Source organism: Nonomuraea sp. NPDC049486 (genome assembly GCF_040676925.1).
Classification (GTDB): Bacteria; Actinomycetota; Actinomycetes; order Streptosporangiales; family Streptosporangiaceae; genus Nonomuraea; species Nonomuraea ferruginea.
In genome coordinates this window covers 13,994-36,535 of record NZ_JBFAPV010000024.1, presented here as the reverse complement: position 1 = coordinate 36,535, position 22,542 = coordinate 13,994, and the positions used below count along the sequence as shown (strand labels likewise).

Here is a 22,542-nt window from a genome sequence, read left to right as displayed (position 1 = left end):
ATATGCAATTCGGCATCGCACTAGACCTGGGGCCGGCGGCGCTGCCTCTCGGCGAGCACCTGCGGCAGATCCGGCCGGTGCTGAAAAAGGCCGAAAAGTACGGACTCGACTCGGTCTGGGTCGGCGAGAACTACGCGCAGGGCCCCGGCGCGGCCACGGCGTTCCACGGGCCCTCCGCCCTGATGGTGCTGGCGGCGCTGTCGGGGGAGACCTCGCTCGGGCTGGGCAGCGGGGTGGTCCTGCTTCGCGCGTACGACACCCTGCGGCTCGCCTACGACGTCGCGCTGCTCGACTCCCTGTCGGAGGGACGGCTGACGGTGGGGATCGGGCTCGGGCCGGGGTTCCTGGCCTCCCGGTTCGGCCAGCCGGCCGGCCCCGGCGAGGTCTTCGATGAGCGCCTGGAGGCCCTGCTCACCCTGCTGCGCGGCGGGGACGGGTACGAGGGGAAGCACGTGTCCGTGCAGGGCGGCATCTTCCCGCTCGCTCACCGGGGCCGGGTGCCGCCGCTCCTCATCGGCGGCGGGGTCCGGGCGTCCCTCGAACGCGCGGTCAGATTCGGCCAGGGATGGTACGCCTCGTCGGCGTACTCCTTCGAGCGGATCCGCCGGCTCGCCGGCGAGTACCGGGCCGAGCTCGCACGCCGGGAGGGTGGACCGGCCCGCGTCGCGGTCAACCGGCTCACGGTGCTCAAGAGGGACGGCGAGTGCGCCCGCGAGGCAGGCGCCCGCTACGCCGGAGGCATCGTCGCCGCCTACGCGGCGGTGGGCTCCCTGGACGACCGCGGCACACCGATCCCGCCGGGCGAGACCGACGTCGCGGCGGCGCTCGGCCAGCGATCCATCATCGGCGACGCCGAGACCGCCGTGCGATCCGTACAGGAGTACGCCCGAGTGGGCGTCACGGACGTGCAGTTCCGCATCGCGCCCGTCGGCATGCCGGTCGAGGACACCCTCGAGACCCTCGACGTGCTCGGCGACGTCGTCATCCCGCGGCTGAGGGCCGCGGCGAACGCGAACCCCGGCAGCTAGCTCTACGCAAGGAGTTTCCATGGAACCAACGATTCCCGAGAGTCACTACGCCGTCGTCGACGGCATCCGTCTCCACTACCACGATGTCGGGGAGGGCGCCCCGATGCTGCTGCTGCACGGGGGCGGGCCCGGCGCCGACACCTGGAGCAACTTCCGGGAAAACGTGGCGGCCCTGTCCGAGAACCGCCGACTGCTGCTCGTCGACATGCCCGGCTTCGGACGCTCCGAGAAGGTGATGATCGAGTCTCCCGCGCTCACCAACGTCGCCCGGCTGCTCAGCGTCCTGATGGACCAGCTCGGGATCGAGTCGGTCGACGTCCTCGGCAACTCCCGGGGCGGCCAGGTGGGGCTCAAGCTCGCGATCGACAACCCGGCCCTGGTCCGCAGGCTGGCGCTGATCGGCAGCATGCCGGGGATGCAGAGCGCGATGACGCCGATGCCTGCGCAGGCGGTGGCCATGATCCGCGACTACTACCGCGGTGACGGGCCGTCGCCGGAGAAGATGCGCACGCTGATGACGACGATGGTGTACGACGCCGGCCTCATCACCGACGAGCTGGTCGAGTCCCGCTACCAGGCCAGCCTCGACCCCGAGGTGATGGCCATGGGCGGCGGGCTGCCCCCGACGGAGAACCTCGAGGGCCGGCTGCACGAGATCACCTGCCCGACGCTGATCATCTGGGGACAGGACGACCGGGCCGGGGCGCTCGACGTGGGGCTCATGATGCTGCGCCGCATCCCCGACGCCCGCATGCACGTCTTCGGCCGGTGCGGGCACTGGGCGCAGATCGAGCACCGGGACGAGTTCAACCGAGTGGTGAAGGGGTTCTTCCATGGCTGAGACGACGCCCTTGGCCGGGTTCACACCGATCCAGGAACGGCTCTGGCATGACATCAACGACCTGTCCGAGTTCCGCGACAAGGACGCGCCCGGCTGGACCCGGCAGGTGTTCAGCGACCCGTTCCGGCGCTCCCGCCAGTGGCTGGCCGCGACGATGACCGCCGCCGGGCTGGACGCCGAGGTGGACGCGGCGTGCAACGTGGTGGGCGTCCTGCCCGGAACCGACCCGTCGCTGCCCGCGCTGGTCACCGGGTCGCACACCGACACCGTCCGGGGCGGCGGCCGCTTCGACGGGATCGTCGGCGTGCTGGGTGCCATCGAGGCGGTGCGGCTGCTCGGAGAGGCGGGGGTCCGGCTGCGGCACTCCCTTAAGGTCGTGGACTTCGCGGGTGAGGAGGCCAACGACTTCGGGATCAGCTGCGTCGGGAGCCGCGCGCTGAGCGGCAACCTGTCGGCCGAGCACCTCGAACTCCGGGACCCGACGGGCCGGACGCTCGCGGACGCGCTGCGCGACGCCGGCGGAGACCCCGCCACGGCGCTCCAGCTGGCCTGGACGCCGGCCGAGGTGGCACGCTTCGTCGAGCTCCACGTCGAGCAGGGCCCGGTGCTGGAGGCCACCGGGACCGCGGTGGGCGTGGTGACCGGCATCGCGGGCATCCATCGCATGACGGCCGTCTTCAACGGGCGCGGCGACCACGCCGGGACGACCCCGATGCACATGCGGCGGGACGCCGCCTGCGCGGCGGCCGAGGCGATCCTGGCGGTGGAGGCCTCCGTCTCCGGGGACCAGGTCTCCACCACCGGGCGGGTCACCGTGGAGCCTGGCGCCTCGAACGTCGTCCCCTCCCGGGCGGAGCTGCTGTCGGAGTTCCGCAGTCCGGACGCCCAATGGCTGAGGGCCAACCGCGCCCTCGTGAACGAGAAGCTCCAGGCGATCGCCGCCAGGCGCGGCATGGAGGTCGCGATCGAGTGGCTGATGGGTGAGGAGCCGGTCGTCTGCGCTCCCGAGCTCGTGGAGGCCATCGAGCAGGTCGTCGAGGACCTCGGGCTGAGCCATCGGCGGATGCCGAGCGGCGCGGGCCATGACGCGGTGATGATGGCGGAGCTCGCCCCCGTCGGGATGATCTTCGTGCCCTCGCGCGACGGCCGCAGCCACGTCGAGGAGGAGTGGACCGACGTCGAGGACATAGCCACGGGCGTCCAGGTCCTGGCGGAGACGCTGGTCAGGCTCGACAGCACCCTCTGACGCCCGCCGAACCCGCAGCATCCCGGATCGCGGAACCCGTCGTTGACCGTGCGGACCGGTGCTGCGACGGTTTCGGTCAACGTAGCGGGCCGTTTCAGGACACCGCCGGTCAACGCATTGAAACGGCCTCAGCTCGCCGCGATGCGGTACCCCCCACGAAAGAGAAGGAACCCCGTATGCGATCAAGGAAATGGTCAACGCCGTTGACAGCCGCCCTGCTGGCTGGCGTGCTGGGGCTGACCTCGGCCTGCGGATCAGGCGACGCCGCCGGCGCGGGCAGCGCGGACACCCCCGAGGCGTCCGCCGCCGCGACGGACTGGCAGAAGGATGGCGGCCCCGAGTGGGAGGCCCTCCTTGAGAAGGCGCGGGCCGAGGGGGAGGTGACCCTCGCCGGGTCTCCCGCCCTGGAGGGTCCGCTGTCCAAGGCGTTCGAGGCCGACACGGGCATCAAGGTGAACTACGTCGGAGGTCCGGGCAGCGCCAACTCCGCCCGCTTCGACACCGAGGCGCGGGCCGGATCGCCCTCGATCGACGTCATCATCGGCAAGGGCACCCAGCTGCGCAGCCTCTACAAGGAGGAGCTGCTGGAGCCGCTCAAGCCGCAGATGATCCTGCCGTCGACCCAGGACGGGCCTGCCTGGCGCGGCGGCAAGAAGCTCTGGTTCGACCCTGAGGAGAAGTACATCTTCCAGGGCTCCGCCTACGTCTTCGGGTTCGTGACGGTCAACGCCGACATCGTCGACCCGGCCGAGATCAAGACCTGGGACGATCTGCTTGACCCGAAGTACCAGGGGAAGATCGCCGCCTACGACCCCACCGTGAGCCCCAGCCCCGGCCAGGGCGTGGCCGTGGCGATGATGAAGGGCCACGGCGAGGACCTGGTCAAGAAGATCTGGGTGGACACCAAGCCGACCTTCTACCGCGACCCACAGCAGCTCGCCCAGGCGGTGGCACGGGGAACCCAGCCGATCGGCCTGGCGCTGACCCAGTCCTCGCTGGAGCAGTTCCGCAAGGAGGGCATCAACCTCCAGGTCATCGCGCCTGAGCCGTGGCCCGGCTACGTCACCACCGGGTTCGGGGCGATCAACCAGGCGAAGAAGTCGCCGCACCCCGCTGCCGCGCAGGTCTTCATCAACTGGTTCGCCAGCCCGGCTGGGCAGCAGGTCTACCAGGACACCATGCTCGAAGCCAGCACGCGGGCCGACCTCGACGTCAGCAGCCTGCCAGAGTACGTCGTGCCCAAGGAGGGCGTCGAGTACTTCACCGACATGGACAGCGAGTTCTACCTGAACGAGCAGCTCAAGGTCACCGAGAAGATCGTGTCGCTCATCGGCGGCGGCAGCTGACCGAACGCCCAGACAGCACATACCAACCGAGGAGGTCACATGCAGACCGCAGGCCCGAGCCGGGTCGAGTACCGGCATGACATGGACGCGGTCGAGAGTGTCCGCGCCGCTCTCGTGGAGGCCGGGATCACGTTCGCGGCCTACCTGCCCGACACGATCCTGCATCCGGTGATCAGGGCGGTGGAGGCCACACCCGAGATCACCACGGTGGGGGTCACCCGGGAGGACGAGGGAGTCGGTGCGTGCATCGGGGCCTTCCTCGGTGGTAAGTGGCCGGTGCTCCTGTGCGAGGGATCGGGCCTGGGACTCTCGGGCCTGATCCTGGCGCGGGCCGTGGTGCAGCGGACCCCGCTGCTCATCCTGGCCAGCCACAACACGGTGCTCGGAGAGCGCCACGACTACACCTCCGCGACCAGGCGGACCACCGAGCCGTTCCTCCAGGGTCTCAACATCCCCTACGTGGTCGCGATGCGTAAGGAGGAGCTTCCCCTGCTGATCCGCGAGGCGCAGCTCACCGTCCAGGGGGACCGGCGGCCGATCGCCGTCCTGCTCCCGCGGCACACCCTTCACCAGTAAAGGAGCGACGTTGCAGCGCATCGATGTCCTCAGGACGTTCGCACGGCACCGGGGCGACAGCCCCGCGGTGACCGGGCCGAGCTTCGGCGGCCGCATGCTTTACGGTGTGGACCACCGCAAGGCCACGCTCTACAACATGGAGCTCAGCTACCCCTCGAGCGTCTGTCTCGGCCTGGCGATGTCGCTCCCCACCGAGCACGTCTACGCCATCGAGGGCGACGGCTCGATGCTCGCGGGCATGAGCACGCTGGCCACCATCGCCCGTTACTCGCCGCCGAACCTCACCATCCTGGTGATGAACAACCGGAGCTACGCCTCCACCGGTTCGGTGCCGACCGCGACCGGGGCGGGCAAGGTGGACCTGGTCGCGGCAGCCAAGGGACTCGGCATCGAGCACGCGGTCGCGGTGGCCAACGACGCCGACCTCGACGAGAACCTCAAGCTCGCGCGGACCTGCGGCGGGCCCAGCTTCATTGTGGCCGAGCTCGATCCGGAGGACGTCCGGACCAGCTCGAAGTCTCCGGCACTGCCTTTCGACATCGTCGAGGCGACCCTCGGATTCCGCCGCGATCTCGAGGACCGGGGTCTGGTCCCGACGATCTGGGCGGTCTGACCCACCCTCCCGGCACGGCGCTGGAACGTTCCAGAGAGCGCCGTGCCGGAGACCCGTTGAGACTGTGAAGGAGTCACTGGAATGGGGAAGCCCCTCGTTTCACTTGATCGTGTCATCATCCGGATCGCCGGAGACTCGGGTGACGGCATGCAGCTGACCGGAGACCGGTTCACGAGTTCGACGGCGCTGTTCGGCAACGACCTCTCCACGCTGCCGGACTTCCCCGCCGAGATCCGTGCTCCGGCCGGCACGCTCCCGGGGGTCTCCGCGTTCCAGCTGCACTTCGCGGACCACGACATCATGACGCCCGGAGACGCGCCCGACGTCCTGGTGGCGATGAACCCGGCGGCGCTGAAGGCCAACGTGCCGAATTTGCCGCGGGGAGCCGACCTGATCGTGAACACCGACGAGTTCACCAGGCGCAACCTGGACAGGGTCGGCTACCGGAGCAACCCGATCGAGGACGGCTCCCTGGAGCGGTACACGGTGCGGGCGCTGCCCATCACCTCGCTCACCCTGCAGGCTCTCAAGCCGTTCGAGCTGGGCAAGAAGGACGCCGAGCGGGCCAAGAACATGTTCGCGCTTGGGTTGCTGAGCTGGCTCTACAGCCGTCCGACCGAGAGCACGCGGGAGTTCCTGCGGGAGAAGTTCGGTAGGAAGCCGACGATCCTGGCCGCGAACCTCGCCGCGTTCGAGGCGGGCTGGTCCTTCGGTGAGACCACCGAGGACTTCGCCGTCCAGTACGAGGTCAAGCCGGCCGCGATGCCGTCCGGGACGTACCGGAACATCACCGGCAACCTGGCCATGGCGTACGGGTTGGTGGCCGCGGGCCGCCAGACGGGGCTGCCCGTCTTCCTCGGGTCGTACCCGATCACCCCGGCCAGCGACATCCTGCACGAGCTGAGCAGGCACAAGAAATTCGGCGTCACGACGTTCCAGGCCGAGGACGAGATAGCGGGGATCGGCGCCGCGCTCGGCGCGGCGTACGGCGGCGCGCTCGGCATCACCACGACGTCGGGCCCGGGCGTCGCGCTGAAGTCGGAGACCATGGGCCTGGCGGTGGCCCTGGAGCTGCCGTTGATCGTCGTCGACATCCAGCGCGGCGGCCCATCGACCGGCCTCCCCACCAAGACCGAGCAGTCGGACCTGCTGCAGGTGATGTTCGGGCGCAACGGCGAGGCGCCGCTCCCGGTCATCGCCCCCCGGTCGCCGTCCGACTGCTTCGCCGCCGCGCTGGAGGCGGCGGCGATCGCCACCCGCTACCGGACCCCGGTCGTCGTGCTCTCCGACGGCTACCTGGCCAACGGCGCGGAGCCGTGGCGGCTGCCGGAGATCGACGACCTGCCGGACCTGTCGGTGGAGTTCGCGACCGGTCCGAACCACGAGGAGAAGGACGGCCGCGAGGTGTTCTGGCCGTACAAGCGGGACCCCGAGACGCTCGCCCGGCCCTGGGCCGTCCCCGGGACATCCGGCCTCGAACACCGCATCGGCGGGCTGGAGAAGGCCGACGGAAGCGGAGCCATCTCGTACGACTCCGCTAACCACGACAAGATGGTGCGCCTGCGGCAGGCCAAGATCGACGGCATCGCCGTACCGGATCTCGAGGTGGACGACCCCTCGGGCGAGGCGAAGGTCCTCGTGCTCGGGTGGGGGTCGACGTACGGGCCGATCGGCGCGGCGGTACGGCGGGTACGGCGTCGTGGGCTCGCCGTGGCGCAGGCCCATCTGCGGCATCTCAACCCCTTCCCGGCCAACCTCGGGGTGGTGCTGAACGGCTACGAGAAGGTGCTGGTCCCCGAGATGAACCTGGGGCAGCTCGCCCTGCTGCTGCGGAGCAGGTTCTCCGCCCGGGTGCGGTCCTACAACCAGGTTCGTGGTCTGCCCTTCAAGGCCGAAGAGCTCGAGGGCGTCCTCACGGAGGTGATCAATGATGTCTGAGACGGTCATCGCGGGTCCGGCGTTGTCCTTGGTGCCGAAGACCGATGCGAAGTTGCGGGCGAAGGACTTCAAGACCGATCAGGAAGTCCGGTGGTGCCCCGGGTGCGGCGACTACGCGATTCTGGCCGGCGTCCAGTCCTTTCTTCCCGAGCTGGGGGTGGCCCCCGAGAATATCGTGTTCATTTCCGGGATCGGGTGCTCCAGCCGATTCCCGTACTACATGAACACGTACGGAATGCATTCGATCCACGGCCGCGCGCCCGCGATCGCCACGGGCCTTTCGGTATCGCGTCCGGACCTCTCCGTCTGGGTCGTCACCGGTGACGGCGATTCGCTGTCGATCGGCGGCAACCATCTCATCCACGCGCTCCGCAGGAATGTCAATCTCAAGATCCTGCTTTTCAACAACCAGATCTACGGGCTGACGAAGGGCCAGTACTCGCCCACGTCGGAGATCGGGAAGATCACCAAGTCGACGCCGGTGGGATCGCTGGACCATCCGTTCAACCCCGTCTCCCTGGCGCTGGGCGCCGAGGCGACGTTCGTGGCCAGGACGATCGACTCCGACCGCAAGCATCTGACGGACGTCCTGAGGGCCGCCGCCGAGCACGAGGGCACGGCGCTCGTGGAGATCTACCAGAACTGCAACATCTTCAACGACAACGCCTTCGAGGTGCTCAAGAACGGCGACACCCGCGACGACGCCCTGATCCGGCTCGTGCACGGGGAGCCGATCCGCTTCGGCGCGAACGGGGACCGCGGGGTCGTCCGCGACTCCGGCGGCCGGCTCGTGATCGCCGACGTTGCCGAGGTGGGCGAGGAGGCGCTCGTCGTCCACGACGCCCACCTGCCGAACCCGGTGACGGCCTTCGAGCTCTCCAGGCTGGCCGACCCGGACACCCTCATCGGCACCCCCATCGGGGTCTTCCGCAGCGTCCGGCGGCCCTCCTACGACCGGCTGGTGCGGGAGCAGATGGCCAGGGCTGCCGAGGACGGTTCCGGTGACCTGGCCGAGCTGCTTGCCGGCAACGCCACCTGGCAGGTCCCCTGACGGACGCCCGGACCGGTTCCGGATCGTGGGACGGCGCGAGACGCGGCGCCGTTCCACCCGCAGACTAGGGACCACGGGTTCCGCATGGTGGAAAAGATTTGTGACATGGGTTCCTGATGAGGAGAAACAGATGACATACGTCGTCGCGGCGCCCTGCGTGGACGTGCTGGACAAGGCATGCGTGAACGAATGCCCGGTCGACTGCATCTACGAGGGCGCCCGGATGATGTACATCCACCCGGACGAGTGCGTCGACTGCGGCGCATGCGAACCGGTCTGCCCGGTCGAGGCGATCCACTACGACGACGACCTGCCCGAGGAATGGCAGCAGTTCACCGAGATCAATTCCGCGTTCTTCGGCGAGCTGGGTTCGCCCGGGGGCGCCGCCCAGGTCGGAAAGATCTCCTACGACCACCCTCTGGTGGCCGCCCTGAAGCCCTCGGACAGTCCGCAATAGGCCCCGCTGGTCGAAATGTCCGAGATTGCTATCGTGGGCGGTCACCATCCCCTCCCCCTAGTGGATGGACCCCCGTCAGCATCGGTCTGCTGATCGCAGGATCGGAAGTGCACGCCCCCATGAGCATGATGACGCAGCCCTCCAACGCGGTACTCAAGGCTTTCGAAATCCTCGAACTGTTCCGCGATCAGCCCTATCTGACCCCGTCCGAGTGCGCGGCACAGCTGAACATGCCGCGCACCACGGCGCACCGGATGCTGGTGACGCTCAGGCACGCCGGCATGCTGGAGGCGACGCCCGACGGCCGGTACAGCATGGCGATGCAGATGTTCGAGCTGGGCTCCTGGGCGCCCCAGGTCAAGCGGCTGAACGACGTCGCGACCAGGCACCTGCTGCTGCTCCGGGAGATGACCGGACTGGTCGTCCACCTGGCGGTACGCGACCGTAACAGCCTCCTGTACCTGATGAAGGCCCACCGGACCGTCGACGGGCTGCCCACGGGCATCGGCAGGCGGGGGCCGCTGCACGCGACCGGCCTGGGCAAGGCGCTGCTGGCGGCGATGCCGGAGGAGGAGGCCCGGGCGATCTTCGAGCAGACCGGCCGTGCCTTCACCCCGTACACCCACCGGACCTGGGACTCGCTCTCCGAGTCCCTGGCGGAGATCCGCCGGACCGGCTTCTCGTTCGACATCGAGGAGCGCAAGATGGGCGTCTGCTGCCTGGCCACCGCCATCAGGGACGCCGAGGGAACGGCCATCGCCGCGCTGTCGGTCGTGGGGCCGGCGAACGCCTACCGGGACAAGCTCGCGGACTTCCGCGCCCCGCTGGCCCGGGCCGCGTCCGCGATCGCCCGCGAATTCGTCCGCCGTCCCGCCGACGTGGCTTCCTGATGACGCCGCTCCGGGGCCCAGAGCCACGGTGACCCCCTGCCGCCACGGTGTGCGGCACCCCCTTCATCGGTACTCAACCCCTCGAAGTCGGTGAGTCAGTGGAATCGTTCCTCCTGCCGATAGTGAACGGCCTCGGCCTCGGCGCCGTGCTGTTCCTGGTGGCGATCGGGCTGTCGCTGCAGATCGGCGTCATGCGGATCCTCAACATCGCCAACGGCGCGTTCTTCATGCTGGGCGCGTACTTCGCGGTGTCGGTCTTCGGCGACCGGCCGCTCAGCGTGCCGCAGATCGTCGTGGCGGTGCTGGCCGCCTGCCTGCTCACCGGGCTCTGCGGAGCCGCGACGGAGATCTCCGTGATCCGCCGGCTGTACGACCGGCCGGGACTCTACCCCTTCCTGGGCACCTTCGCGGTCCTGTTCATCATCCAGGGCATCGTGATCCTGGCCTACGGTCAGATAGGCCGCTCCTCGATGCGGTCGAGCGCGTTCAACAGCAGCATCACCCTCGGCGGGGTGAACCTGTCGGTCTACAACCTCTGCCTCATCGGGATCGCCACCGCCGTCGCGGCCGGAGTCTCCCTCCTGATCCACCGGACCAGCCTGGGACGGAAGGTCACGGCCGCGGCGGTCGATCGCGACATGGCCGCGATGCTCGGCATCCACGTCCGCCGGGTCTACTTCGTCATGCTCGTCCTGAGCGCCGTCCTCGCCGGCCTGGCCGGCAGCCTGGTCTCGCCGCTCATGGAGCTGAACCCCAACATGGCGATCACCCTGCTGATCGAGGCCCTCGCGGTGGTCGTGATCGGCGGTTCGGGAAGCATCAGCGGCACCTTCGTCGCCTCCATGATCGTCGGCATCCTGCAGTCCGTGCTGATCCGCTTCGCGCCGGAGGTGGCGGACGTGAGCGTCTACATCGCGATGGCCCTGATCATGCTGCTCCGCCCGCAGGGACTCATGGGCCGCCGCCAGATCGGAGTCGCGTGACCATGGCCGAGACAGTGCGCGGTTCGCGCGTCCGTCACCTGCGCAGCCTGGCCCCGTTCCCCCTGATCGTCGTCGCCGGCCTGATCCTGCCCTGGATCACCTCCGGCGCCGGGCTCTTCCTCTGGGAGCTCATCGTGATCCAGGTGGTCTTCGCCCTGGGCACGAACCTCCTGATCGGCCACGCCAACATCCACACCTTCGGGCAGGCCGCGTTCTACGGCGTCGGCGGGTACGCCGCGGCGGTGCTCGCGCTCGAAGGCTGGAACGCCTGGCTCGCGCTGATCGCCGCCATCGCGCTCGGCGCGCTGCTCGGCGGCTTCGTCGGCGGCCTGGCCATGCGGATGACCGGGATGGGCACGCTCATGGTGACCGTCGCCGTCGCCCAGTGCTTCTACATGCTGTCGGGCCGGCTCTCGGTGTTCGGCGGCGACAACGGGCTGAGCGCCATCGCCAACGGGTTCCCCAGCACCGTCGGCGTGGAGTACTGGTACCTGCTGCTCGGCATCTGCCTCGCCGCGATCGCGCTGATGTGGGTCATCGTCCACTCGCCGTTCGGCGCGGTCCTGCGAGCGCTGCGTGACGATCCCGTACGGGTCGTGCACATGGGGGTGGACGTACGGCGCTTCCGGGTGGTCGCGTTCACCCTGTCCGGCGCCTTCTGCGGGCTGTCCGGATCCCTGGCCGCCTACACGCAGTCGGCGGTGAGCCCCGAGTTCTTCTTCTGGGTCGTCTCCGGCAACGCGCTCATCATGTGTGTGCTCGGCGGGCTGAACTCGTTCTGGGGGCCGGCGCTCGGCGCGGTCGTGTACGTGCTGCTCAGCCACGAGCTGCAGAGCTACTTCCCCGACATGTCCATCCTGACCATGGGGATCGCGCTCCTGGTGGTCGTGCTGATCCTGCCGCGCGGCCTGATCGAGGCCCCCCGGCGGCTCGCGTTGGTCCTTCCCCGGCAGACATGGAGGAAGCGGTGATGGCAGCGGGTCTCGTGGTCTCGGGCCTGAAGAAGCGCTACGGCGGGAACTGGGCGCTGTCCGGCGTCGACCTGCACGTGGAGCCGGGAGAGCTCCGGGCGGTGATCGGGCCGAACGGAGCCGGTAAGTCGACCCTGTTCGGGACGATCGCCGGCGAGCACGCCCCCACCGAGGGGAAGATCTTCCTCGACGGCGAGGACCTCACGCCGCTCTCGGCGCACGCCAAGGCGCGCCGGGGGATCAGCCGCACCTTCCAGGTCACCCGCAACTTCACCGAGATGACCGCCCTGGAGAACGTCCAGGTCGCGGTGCTCATCGCGATGGGGCAGAGCCGCCGGATGTGGCGGACGATCGGCGCTGACGTGCGGTCCCGGGCGGAGCAGGCCCTGGAGTCGGTGAACATGGCCGATCAGGCGCACGTCATCGCCGGCTCACTCTCCCAGGGCGACCGGAAGCGACTCGAGATCGCCGGTGCCCTGGCCATGTCCCCTCGGCTGCTCCTGCTCGACGAGCCCACGGCCGGCATGTCCCCGGAGGAGACGGAGCACACGGCCGACCTGATCGAGGAGCTGTGGCGCCGGGAAGGCATCACCATCCTGCTCACCGAACACGACATCGGCATGGTGTTCCGGCTGGCCGCGCGGATCACCGTACTGGACCGCGGGCGGCTGCTGTGCACCGGAGACGCGGAGGAAGTCCGGCAGCGCGACGACGTGCGCGAGATCTACCTCGGAGTGGAGTAGGCGATGCTGACGGTAGAGAACCTCTCCGCCTCGTACGGGCGGGCCCAGGCGCTGTTCGACGTGGGCTTCACCCTGGAGGACGACTCGCTCGCCGCCCTGCTCGGCCGGAACGGCAGCGGGAAGACCACCACGGCACGCGCCCTGATGGGGGTCACGGTGCGGGCCAGGGGGAGCGTCGTCCTGGACGGCCGCGACTTGCTGCGGCTCCCCACCCATCAGCGCGCCCGCGCGGGTATGCAGCTTGTCCCCGAGGACCGGCGCGTCTACGCCGAGTTCACCGTCCGGGAGAACATCCAGCTCGCCTACGCGGCGGTACGTGAGGGCCAGGGCCTGGACGTGAGCGAGGTGGTCGACCTCCTCCCCAAGCTGAAGCCGCTGCTCGACCGGATGGGCAACGAGCTCAGCGGCGGGGAGCAGCAGATGGTGGCGATCGCGCGGGCGCTCGTGGCGCGGCCCAGCACGCTCATCATGGACGAGCCCTCCCAGGGGCTGGCCCCGGTCGTCCTGGAGCACATCGGGGACGCGATCCGCCTCCTCCGGTCGGAGTTCAAGACCTCCGTCCTCCTGACCGAGCAGAACGTGCCCTTCGCGCTCGGGCTGGCCGACCGGGTTCTCGTCCTCGACAGGGGAGCCCTCGTCTTCGCCGGGACCAAGGAGGAGTTCCAGCGGGACACCGAAATCCAGAGCCGCTATCTGTCGGTCTGATCACTACCCAGGGAAGAACATGCGCAAAGTACTGAGGCGGCTCTCCGCTTCACTCGTGGTCCTGACCCTCAGCGCGGCAGCCGCCGGATGCGGTAACGCGGCCGACGACAAGGGCGACGGCGAGGGGCCGATCAGGATCGGCCTCAGCACGTATCTCACCGGTAACTTCGCCGCCGCCGGCATCCCGATGCGGGACGGCGCCGAGGCGTGGGCCGCGATGGTCAACGACTCCGGCGGCATCAACGGCCGGCAGGTCGAGGTCGTGACCAAGGACGACGCCGGCGAGCAGGCCAAGGCACTGCAGAACCTTCGCGAGTTCGCCTCCGACGGCATCCACCTGGTGGTGCCCAACGGGACGAGCTCCATCTGCGCCGCCCTGGGGCCGGTCGCCCAGCAACTGGGGTCGGTCGTGGTCGGCGGCTGCAAGGACCCGTCGCTGCTGCCTCCGGACGGCCCGAAGAACTACTACATGGCCGACCTCTCGCAGGACAGCTTCGCGCGGGCGGCCGGCGTACTCGCCCGGGACAAGTTCTCCGATGTCAAGACCTGGGACGTCTACACGATGGACTACCTGACCGGCAAGACGACAGCCGAGCAGGTCACCGAGGAGATCCAGAAGCAGCAGCCGGGGGCGAAGGTCGACCAGACGGTGTTCACGCCGATGGCCGCCACCGACCAGCGGTCGTACATCAGCTCCCTGCAGTCGCGCGCCACCGGCGGCCAGCGCGGGCTCTACGTCTACCTGTTCGGCAGCCTCGCGCCGAACTTCGTCAAGCAGGCCACCGCCGCCGGGCTCTTCGACCGGTACGACGTCGTGCTGTTCCAGTCGCTGACCGACCAGATCCTCGACGCGGTCGGCGCCGACCTCCCCGAGGTGTGGGGCATCTCGGACTTCATCCCGCAGTCGTACGAGGACGTGGCAGAGCACGCCGCGCTGCGCAAGGCGTACGAGGCGAAATTCGCGGACCAGGATTACCCGTGGGGCCACTTCGCCGCGACCAATGCGCTGAGCGCATTCAAGGCGGCCGTCGAAAAGGCCGGCTCCACCGATCCCCAGGAAGTCCAGAAGGCCCTTGACGGCGGTCTCGCCTTCACCAATCACAAGGGGGAGGTGACGGTCGCCAATCATTACCTGGCGAGTTCGGTGGCGATGGCGAAATGCCAGGGTGATTCCGCCTCGTCCCGCGGCTGGACCTGCGATCTGGCGACCACCATTCCCGCCGCGGACGTCACCGCGCCGGAATTCCTGCCGGGCGGCTGAAACGCCGGTCGGGTCCCGGATCGTGGGACGTCCGATTGCCGGTCCGGGACCCGGACAATAGCTTGCTGACCTGGGGTCAGCCGGCCCTGCTAACCCTTGAGGAGATCATGTGAGAGACCTGCAACTGGGCTATCTCGGATTCTCGTCAACGGAACTCTCGCAGACCGCGGCGTTCTTCTCCGAGGTTCTCGGCGTCGAATTGCTGGAGGGCGGTCACGAAGGCGCGCGGCTCCGTCTGGACGACCGGGTGTGGCGATTCTCCGTGGAGGACGGTCAGGCCAACGACGTCAGCTACGTCGGATTCGACGTGCCGGACCTGGAAACGCTTCGGCAACTCGGCGAGCGGCTCGAATCCCTCGGATTCGCCGTGGCGGAAGGCTCCGAGACGCTGGTCGAGGACCGCGGCGTGACGCGGCTCCTGGTGGTCACCGACCCCGACGGCCTGCGGGTGGAGCTCGCCTACGGCGCCCGCTCCTCGGCCGGGCGCCCATACGTGTCCCCGATCGGGGCCCGGTTCGTCACCGGCAGGCTCGGTGCCGGGCACGTCGTCCTCTCGACCCGGGACCTGGCGGGCTGCCTGCGGTTCTACCGCGAGGGCCTGGGCTTCCGGGTGACCGACTTCGCCGACATCCCCGCGGACACCGGCGAGGTCCGTCAGGTGACGTTCCTGCGCTGCAACCCCCGGCACCACAGCCTGGCGCTGGTCCCGGCCGACCTCCCGCGCCGCCTGCGGCACATCATGGTCGAGCTGGCGAGCGTCGACGACGTCGGCCGGCTGTACGACCGGGCACTGGCGGCCGGGGCGGTCGTCCGCGGCATCGGCCGGCACACCAACGACGGCATGCTGTCGTTCTACGCCAACGCCCCAGGCGACATCGAGATCGAGGTCGGCTGCGAGGGGCGGCTGATCGATGACAGCGAATGGACGATCTCCCGCTATGCGGGACGGCCCAGCAGCTGGGGCCACCAGGTGGTCCGGGGCCGCGAGATCCAGATCGAGAAGCGAAAGGCGTCGTCATGAAGCATTGGATCGTTCCCAGCGCGCTGTCGCTGGCGGTTCTGGTCGCCCTGCACCCGGCGACGCGGAAGGTGATCACGGGCATCCGGGAGACCCGAACGATGTCGGTCCGCAACGGACAGCAGGTCCCCCGGGGTCTCGCCCGGCGGACCGCCAGGTCCTGAAGCACGCAGCTCGGTGGCTAGGAGGAAGTTCTGTGACTACGAAGCCTGAAGAGGCCAACGGCGCCCGTAAAGAGCGCAAGCCCCGTCCCCAGGGCCTGGAGGACTGGAGGCAGTGGCCGAACTACGAGGCGGCCACGCTCGGACTGCGCAACTACTGGTACCCCACCGTGTGGGCGCGCGACCTGGGGGACAAGCCCCAGGGCGTCAAGCTGCTGGGCGAGAACATCATGCTCATCCGTGAGGGGAGCAAGGTGTACGCGCTGCACGACCGGTGCCCGCACCGGGGCGTGAAGCTCTCCGAGGGCAAGAAGGTGTTCCCCGGCACGGTGAGCTGTCCGTACCACGGCTGGACCTTCGACGTCACCGACGGCCGGCTCTGCGCGGCGCTCCCGGACGGCCCCGACTCCCCGATCGTGGGCAACGTCTCGGTCCGGTCCTACCCGACCGAGGAAGCGCTGGGTCTGGTCTGGGTCTTCGTCGGCGACCAGGAGCCGACACCGCTCCGGGACCAGCTGCCCGAGGAGCTGTTCACCCACGACTTCGTCGCCGCCGGGCGCATCACGCCGGGCCGCTACGGCAACTGGCGCTTCGCCGTGGAAAACGGATTCGACGAGGGCCACGCCCGTTACCTCCACCGGGACCAGGCGTTCATGATGTTCCGGCAGATGCCCGGCTGGGCCAGGACGAAGATCGTGGCCAGCGAGGACGGCGACTGGCTCTTCCGGGTCCAGGAGTCGGTCGAGTACGAGTCGGACTTCCCCGGGCTTGGCAAGTGGCCGCGCCGGAAGATCACCCAGGTGGCGCAGCGGAAGATGACCCCCGGCGAGGTCGGCAAGCGGCTCGACCCGACCATCAAGTCGCTGAACCTGCCCGGCCACATCTCCGTGCGGCTCCCGGGCCTGCTGCGGGTGGCGTGGACGACGTACCTGCACTTCGAGTGGTACGTGCCCGAGGACGAGAACCACCACCGCTACGTGCAGTACGCGGTCAGGTTCAAGACCGGTCTCGGCGACGTCGCCTTCCGGTTGCGGTACTGGACCTACATCCGCTGGCTCTTCCACGGCAAGTTCACCGGCCGCGACGCCTGGATGGTCGAGGAGATGGACGCCCCGCCGGAGCGCCTGTTCCGCCCCGACGTCTCCATCACCCGGTGGCGGCGACTCGTGGAGTCGGCCTTCGAGCCCAAGCGGGAGCAGAAGAAGCCGTCCGCGGCGAAGAAGCCCTAGCCCGGTCACGACCGGATCGAGCAAGCAGCGAGGAGAAGGAACGTGCCCGATTTCGACGGCAAGGTGGCGCTGGTCATCGGCGGGACGTCCGGCATCGGGCGTACCACCGCGCTGGCGTACGCCCGGGCCGGCGCCAAGGTCGTCGTGGCCGGCCGGAACGAGACGCGGGGCGCCGAGTCGGTGGCGGCCATCGAGGAGGCGGGCGCCGAGGGCGTCTTCATCCCGGTGGACGTCACCGACTCGGACAGCGTCCGCGAGCTCATCGGCGCCGCCGAGGCGGCCTACGGCGGAATCGACTGCGCCTTCAACGCCGCGGGCCAGGAGAGCGGGCGCGCGCCCGTCGCCGAGATCGACGAGGCGGAGTGGCAGCGCCTGCTGGACCTGCGCCTCACCGGCGCGATGCGCTGCGTCAAGTACGAGCTGCCCGCCCTGCTCCGCAGCGGGGGCGGCTCGATCGTGAACATGGCGGGTGACTGGGGGCTGTACGGAGTCGCCGGCTTCGCCACAGCCTGCGCCGCCATCCACGGCATCCTCGGGCTGACCCGGGCGGCAGCCAAGGACTACGCGGCCCAGGGTATCCGGGTGAACGCCGTCTGCCCCGGCGCGGTGCGCACCCCGATGCTGGAGCGGATGGCTGGAGAGCGGGGCAGCGCCGCCGACGACTACGGCGCCGCGCTGGCCATCGGCCGGATCGCGATGCCGGAGGAGGTGGCCGAGGCGGTGCTCTGGCTCTCGTCCCCGCGGGCCTCTTACGTGAACGGCGAGAGCCTGGTGCTCAACGGTGGGGGATGACGATGCCGGACTCTTCCAACGGGCGGGTCGCGCTCGTGACCGGCGCGACCGGGCCGATCGGCCGGGCCGTCGCGGGCGAGCTCGCATCCTCGGGGCTCCGGGTCGTGATCAGCGGACGGAACTCCGAAGCCCTGGCTGGCCTCTCCGACGAGCTCGCCCGTACACGTGGTGAGCGGCCCGTGTCCGTGGTCGCCGACCTCACCGACGATGAGGCCGTCACCCGGACCGTCGACGCGGTCACCGAGACGCTGGGCGGCATCGACGTGCTGGTCAACAGCGCCGGCGGCTGGGCCGGCGCGCGTCCCGGGCCCTTCCTGGACAAGAGCCCGGCAGACCTGCGCGCGCAGGTCGAGAACAACCTGCTGCTGCCGGTGCTCCTCTCCCGCGCCGTGCTCGGCGGGATGGTGGAGCGGGGTTACGGGCGCATCGTCGCCATCTCCTCGGTGGCCGGTCTCATCGGGCTGGCCGGCCACTCGGCGTACTCGGCGGCCAAGGCGGGGCTGAGCGGGTTCGTCCGCCAGCTCGCCTACGAGTTCGGCCGGTTCGGCATCACGGCCAACTGCCTGGCCCCCGGGCCGGTCGGCACCCCGAACGTGCGGCGACTGGTGGAGGCGGGCGACCCCGGGCTGCTCGCGATGCTGGAGCAGACCCCGAGCGGCAGGCTGACGACGCCCGAGGACATCGCCCGCGCGGTCGCCTTCCTCGGTTCGGAGGCCGCCGGCCACATCAACGGACAGACCATCGCGGTGGACGGCGGGATGACCGCGGCCTAGGGCCCACCATGAGCCGGAGAACTCTTGTGAATTTGATCGGTACGAACGCCAAGCCGGTGGACTGGGCGAAGATCACCAGCGGCGCCGCCCAGTACGCCGATGACATCGACCTTCCCGGGCTCCTCCACGGAGCCGTGCTGCGCAGCCCGCACGCGCACGCCAGGGTCGTCTCCATCGACGTCTCGGCGGCGCGCGCCCTCCCCGGCGTGCACGCCGTGCTCACCAGCGCGGACCTGCCGGACCGGCGGTACATCGACTACCGGCCCGCCGACTCCGACCGGTACCCGCTGGCCAAGGACGTCGTTCGGCACGTCGGCGAACCGGTCGCGATCGTGGCCGCCGACGACGCGGCGGCGGCGGAGCGGGCGCTGGCCGCGATCCGCGTCAAGTACAGGCTCCTGCCGACGCTGGCGACCGTCGAGGACGCGCTCAAACCGAAGGCGCCGGCCATCCACGCGAAGAACCCCGACAACGTGGCGAGCCGGATCAGGCGGGAGTTCGGCGACCAGAAGCGGGCCCGCGAGGCCACCCGGCACGCCATCAGCGCCCGGTACGTCTCCAGCCGGCAGACGCACGCCACCATGGAACCGCACACTGTGCTCGCGGACTGGCGGGCGGACGAGAACCGCCTGCACATGTGGGTCCCCTCGCAGAACCCGCGCAAGCTCCAGACGGACATCGCCCACGTCCTGGGACTGGAGAAGGATCGGGTGCGGCTGCACGAGCTGGCGGTGGGCGGCGACTTCGGCGGCCGCAGCCAGATCTCCAGCACCGAGGTCCTGGTCGGCGCGCTCAGCATGGCCGCCGGGAAGCCGGTCAAGCTCAAGCAGTCGCGGCACGAGGAGTTCGCCTTCACCAAGTCGCGCTTCTGGTGGGACACCCGGATCCGGATCGGCTGCGATGACGACGGCCGGGTGACGTTCCTCAACGCCGACTACGACGTCGACAACTGCGCGTACAACTACTCCGGGCCTGGCGAGATGGAGTACGGCTCCGTCGCACTCGGATCCTCCTACCGCTGGCAGAGTTACACCAGCAGCGGCCGGTGCGTCTACACCAACAAGCAGTCCCCGTCGTCCTTCCGGGGCGCAGGCGGCTTCCAGGTCAACTGGACGCTCGAATGCGCCATGGACGAGCTGGCCGGCGAAATCGGCATGGACCCCATCGACCTGCGCCTGCTGAACGCGGTGTCGGAGGTGGGAGAGACCTCGCTCACCGGCTGGGAGATCCACTCCGGCCGGCTCAAGGCCTGCCTCGAAACGGTCCGGGAGAAGATCGGCTGGGACGAGAAGCGGCGGACGGGAGGCCGGGGCCGCGGCGTGGGCGTCGCCTGCAGCGTGCACGTCACCGGGCTGCACCGCCAGCACATGGTCACCTCCAGCGCCGCGCTGGAGGTCCGCCCGGACGGTCACGCCACCCTGCGGTCGGGCGTCGGAGACGCGGGCACCGGGCAGAAGACGATCATCGCGCAGGCGGTCGGGGAGATCCTCGGGATCTCGCTCGACGACATCAGCGTCGTCTCCACCGACACCGACCTCACCCCGCCCGACGCCGGAGCGGGGGCGTCGCGCGGCACCTACCACTCGGTCCACGCCGCCAGGAAGGTGGCCTCGGACCTGCGGGACGTCCTGATCGGCGCCGCCGCCGAGAAGTTCCACGCGGACCCGGCCGCGGTGCGGTGGTCCGACGGCCACGCCGAGTACGACGGCAACCGGCTCGCCATGGGCGACCTCGCGGCCCTGCTCTCCGACGCCGACGACGGATCCTTCTCGATCGAGAGCCAGTTCGTCGGCCCCTACCACGACGCCGCCGAGGACGGCTACGAGAACATCGCGCCCTCGTACGCCTTCGCCGCGCACGCTGTGGAGGTCGAGGTCGACACCGACACCGGCGCTGTCAAGGTCGTGCGGGTGGTCGCCGCTCACGACTCGGGCACCATCATCAACCAGAACACCGCGCGCGGGCAGGTCGAGGGCGGCGTCCTCATGGGCCTCGGCGCCGCCATGAGCGAGGAGATGATCTACGAGGGCGGCCGGGCGGTGAACCCGGCCTACGTGGACTACGCGCTGCCCCGCTCCACCGACGCACCCCCCATCGAGACGATCTTCCTGGAATGTGACGACCCGGAGGGGCCCTTCGGCGCCAAGGGACTCGGCGAGATCGTGCTGCTGCCCACCGGCCCGGCGCTCACCAACGCCGTCTCCCACGCCATCGGCGCCCGCATCCGGGAGGCGCCGCTCACCCCCGACCGTGTGCTCGGCGCGGTCCGGAGGCGTGACGGGCTGGCCGAGAAGGCCGGGAGGCCCGGCGGAAACCTCAAGCGGCTGTGGGTCTCGGGCATGCGCCGGTCCTACCCGCTCGGCGTGCACAAGCTGCTGGAGCGGGGCGGGCCCAAGCTGAAGGCCTCCCCTCCGCCCGGGCGGGTCGAGCGGGTCCTTACGGCCGAGTCCGCCGAGGACGCCGTCCGCCTGCTGCGCGAGCAGCCCGGCGCCGTGCCGATAGGCGGCGGCACGGACGTGCTGGTCCGGGAGAAGCAGGGCCTCCCCGTGGCGTCCACGCTGGTCCAGCTCTCCCCGCGCGGCGAGCTGACCGGGATCGCGACGGACGACTCGGGCGCGCTCGTCATCGGCGGGGCGGTGACCCTGGAGGCGCTGGAGACCGACGACCGGGTGGGCGAGGCGATCCGGCGCACGGTCCGGGAGATCGCCACCCCGCAGCTGCGCGGGGTGGCCACCATCGCCGGAAACCTCTGCCAGGCCAAGCGCTGCTGGTTCTACCGGAACGGCTTCGACTGCTACAAGCGCGGCGGGACGACCAGGCCCTGCTACGCCGTGCAAGGCGACCATCGCTTCTACCACGCGGTCGAGGGCGGCCACCGGTGCCAGGCGGTGACCCCGTCGGACCTCGCTACCACGCTGATCGCGCTGGACGCGCAGCTGACGGTGGCCGGTCCCGGGGGCGAGCGCCGGCTGGAGGTCGAGGATCTCTACACCGGCCCGGGCGAGGTGGGGCTGACGCCCGAGGAGGTCATCGTCCGGGTCACGGTTCCCGCGCCGGCCCTGTGGCGCTCCACCGTCTACCGCAAGTTCTCGCTCTGGAAGGGCGCGTTCGCGGTCGCCACCGTCGGCGTCTCGGCCGAGGTGCCGGAGCCGGGCACGGTCCGGGACGTGCGGGTGGTCCTCGGCGGCGTGTCGCCCACCCCGGCGCGGGTGCGAGCCGCCGAAGCGCTGCTGGAAGGCGGGCGCGTCACCCCGGACCTGCTGGAACGGGTGGCCGAAGCGTGGCTCGGCCAGACGCATCCGCTGCCCGGCAACCATTGGAAGGCGTTCGCCGCCGCGAACCTCCTGAAGTCGGCGCTCCGCGAACTGGTGCAGAAAGAGGAAACATGAACAAGCGCCTGGTGGTGAACGGCTCGGCGCACGAGTTCGATCTGGAACCGGCTGAGCGGCTGCTGACGACCCTGCGCGGCCGGCTGCGGCTCACGGGGGCGAAGGAGGCGTGCGGGGTCGGGGAGTGCGGGGCCTGCACCGTACTCATCGCCGGCAAGCCGCGGCTGGCCTGCGTGACCGTCACGGCGACGGTCGAGGACGAGGTCCGCACCGTCGAGGGCGTCGCCGAGGAGATGGCCGCGCTCCGCGAGTCCTTCGCGGAGGAGGGCGGCTTCCAGTGCGGCTTCTGCACGCCCGGGCAGCTGATGTCCGCCTACGCCCTGTGCGCCGCGGACGACGGCCGGGAGAGGACCGACGACGAGATCCGCGAGGCGATGGTCGGAAACCTCTGCCGGTGCACCGGCTACCTCGGCATCAACAGGGCCGTCCGGCGGGTGCTGGACGCCTGATCCCGGTCGTTCCACAACCCGGGATGCGTCGTTGACCTGCCATTTCCCCGATGCGAGTCTTTCCCCCCAAGGAAAGACGCAC

General features: G+C 69.9%; 22 protein-coding genes. All 22 read left to right on the top strand.

Annotated elements, in window-relative coordinates; genetic code table 11:
- The first annotated feature begins 2 nt into the window (after positions 1-2).
- The gene (locus AB0K05_RS41280; RefSeq protein ID WP_364236845.1) at positions 3-1,028 is read left to right on the top strand and encodes an LLM class flavin-dependent oxidoreductase; all 1,026 of its coding nucleotides are present in this window, start codon (positions 3-5) and stop codon (positions 1,026-1,028) included.
- 19 nt (positions 1,029-1,047) lie between these two features.
- Positions 1,048-1,869, top strand: a complete 822-nt coding sequence (locus tag AB0K05_RS41275; protein WP_364236843.1) for an alpha/beta hydrolase — start codon at positions 1,048-1,050, stop codon at positions 1,867-1,869.
- Positions 1,862-3,115, top strand: a complete 1,254-nt coding sequence (locus tag AB0K05_RS41270) for a M20 family metallo-hydrolase (RefSeq protein WP_364236841.1) — start codon at positions 1,862-1,864, stop codon at positions 3,113-3,115. Before AB0K05_RS41275 ends, AB0K05_RS41270 begins: the two co-directional genes overlap by 8 nt.
- 203 nt (positions 3,116-3,318) lie before the next feature.
- Positions 3,319-4,461, top strand: a complete 1,143-nt coding sequence (locus AB0K05_RS41265; protein ID WP_364236839.1) for an extracellular solute-binding protein — start codon at positions 3,319-3,321, stop codon at positions 4,459-4,461.
- 39 nt (positions 4,462-4,500) lie between these two features.
- Complete coding sequence (locus tag AB0K05_RS41260; RefSeq protein WP_364236837.1) at positions 4,501-5,037, top strand: thiamine pyrophosphate-binding protein; 537 nt, start codon at positions 4,501-4,503, stop codon at positions 5,035-5,037.
- 10 nt (positions 5,038-5,047) lie between these two features.
- A complete protein-coding gene (locus AB0K05_RS41255; RefSeq protein WP_364236834.1) occupies positions 5,048-5,650 on the top strand; it encodes a thiamine pyrophosphate-dependent enzyme in 603 nt (200 codons plus the stop codon).
- Between the two features lie 81 nt (positions 5,651-5,731).
- Positions 5,732-7,588, top strand: coding sequence for a 2-oxoacid:acceptor oxidoreductase subunit alpha (locus AB0K05_RS41250; protein WP_364236832.1), 1,857 nt, complete (start codon positions 5,732-5,734; stop codon positions 7,586-7,588).
- The gene (locus tag AB0K05_RS41245) at positions 7,581-8,639 is read left to right on the top strand and encodes a 2-oxoacid:ferredoxin oxidoreductase subunit beta (protein ID WP_364236953.1); all 1,059 of its coding nucleotides are present in this window, start codon (positions 7,581-7,583) and stop codon (positions 8,637-8,639) included. Before AB0K05_RS41250 ends, AB0K05_RS41245 begins: the two co-directional genes overlap by 8 nt.
- A gap of 130 nt (positions 8,640-8,769) precedes the next feature.
- On the top strand, positions 8,770-9,096 hold the full coding sequence (gene fdxA, locus AB0K05_RS41240) for a ferredoxin (RefSeq protein ID WP_364236830.1): 327 nt from the start codon (positions 8,770-8,772) through the stop codon (positions 9,094-9,096).
- A 119-nt stretch (positions 9,097-9,215) separates the two neighbouring features.
- The gene (locus AB0K05_RS41235) at positions 9,216-9,986 is read left to right on the top strand and encodes an IclR family transcriptional regulator (protein ID WP_364236827.1); all 771 of its coding nucleotides are present in this window, start codon (positions 9,216-9,218) and stop codon (positions 9,984-9,986) included.
- 98 nt (positions 9,987-10,084) lie between these two features.
- Positions 10,085-10,969 (top strand): branched-chain amino acid ABC transporter permease, encoded by an 885-nt coding sequence (locus AB0K05_RS41230; RefSeq protein WP_364236825.1) that lies wholly within the window; start codon positions 10,085-10,087, stop codon positions 10,967-10,969.
- A 2-nt stretch (positions 10,970-10,971) separates the two neighbouring features.
- Positions 10,972-11,940 (top strand): branched-chain amino acid ABC transporter permease, encoded by a 969-nt coding sequence (locus AB0K05_RS41225; protein WP_364236822.1) that lies wholly within the window; start codon positions 10,972-10,974, stop codon positions 11,938-11,940.
- On the top strand, positions 11,940-12,683 hold the full coding sequence (locus AB0K05_RS41220; protein ID WP_364236820.1) for an ABC transporter ATP-binding protein: 744 nt from the start codon (positions 11,940-11,942) through the stop codon (positions 12,681-12,683). Before AB0K05_RS41225 ends, AB0K05_RS41220 begins: the two co-directional genes overlap by 1 nt.
- Positions 12,684-12,686: 3 nt before the next feature.
- A complete protein-coding gene (locus tag AB0K05_RS41215; RefSeq protein WP_364236818.1) occupies positions 12,687-13,388 on the top strand; it encodes an ABC transporter ATP-binding protein in 702 nt (233 codons plus the stop codon).
- A 19-nt stretch (positions 13,389-13,407) separates the two neighbouring features.
- On the top strand, positions 13,408-14,649 hold the full coding sequence (locus AB0K05_RS41210; RefSeq protein ID WP_364236815.1) for an ABC transporter substrate-binding protein: 1,242 nt from the start codon (positions 13,408-13,410) through the stop codon (positions 14,647-14,649).
- 109 nt (positions 14,650-14,758) lie between these two features.
- The gene (locus AB0K05_RS41205) at positions 14,759-15,670 is read left to right on the top strand and encodes a VOC family protein (protein WP_364236813.1); all 912 of its coding nucleotides are present in this window, start codon (positions 14,759-14,761) and stop codon (positions 15,668-15,670) included.
- Positions 15,667-15,831, top strand: a complete 165-nt coding sequence (locus tag AB0K05_RS41200; protein ID WP_364236811.1) for a hypothetical protein — start codon at positions 15,667-15,669, stop codon at positions 15,829-15,831. Before AB0K05_RS41205 ends, AB0K05_RS41200 begins: the two co-directional genes overlap by 4 nt.
- A 32-nt stretch (positions 15,832-15,863) precedes the next feature.
- Positions 15,864-17,057 (top strand): Rieske 2Fe-2S domain-containing protein, encoded by a 1,194-nt coding sequence (locus AB0K05_RS41195; RefSeq protein ID WP_364236808.1) that lies wholly within the window; start codon positions 15,864-15,866, stop codon positions 17,055-17,057.
- 42 nt (positions 17,058-17,099) lie between these two features.
- Positions 17,100-17,849, top strand: coding sequence for an SDR family oxidoreductase (locus AB0K05_RS41190; RefSeq protein WP_364236805.1), 750 nt, complete (start codon positions 17,100-17,102; stop codon positions 17,847-17,849).
- A 2-nt stretch (positions 17,850-17,851) separates the two neighbouring features.
- Positions 17,852-18,622, top strand: a complete 771-nt coding sequence (locus AB0K05_RS41185; RefSeq protein WP_364236802.1) for an SDR family oxidoreductase — start codon at positions 17,852-17,854, stop codon at positions 18,620-18,622.
- Between the two features lie 32 nt (positions 18,623-18,654).
- A complete protein-coding gene (locus tag AB0K05_RS41180) occupies positions 18,655-22,011 on the top strand; it encodes a molybdopterin cofactor-binding domain-containing protein (RefSeq protein WP_364236799.1) in 3,357 nt (1,118 codons plus the stop codon).
- Complete coding sequence (locus AB0K05_RS41175; protein ID WP_364236796.1) at positions 22,008-22,460, top strand: (2Fe-2S)-binding protein; 453 nt, start codon at positions 22,008-22,010, stop codon at positions 22,458-22,460. Before AB0K05_RS41180 ends, AB0K05_RS41175 begins: the two co-directional genes overlap by 4 nt.
- The last annotated feature ends 82 nt before the right edge of the window (positions 22,461-22,542 follow it).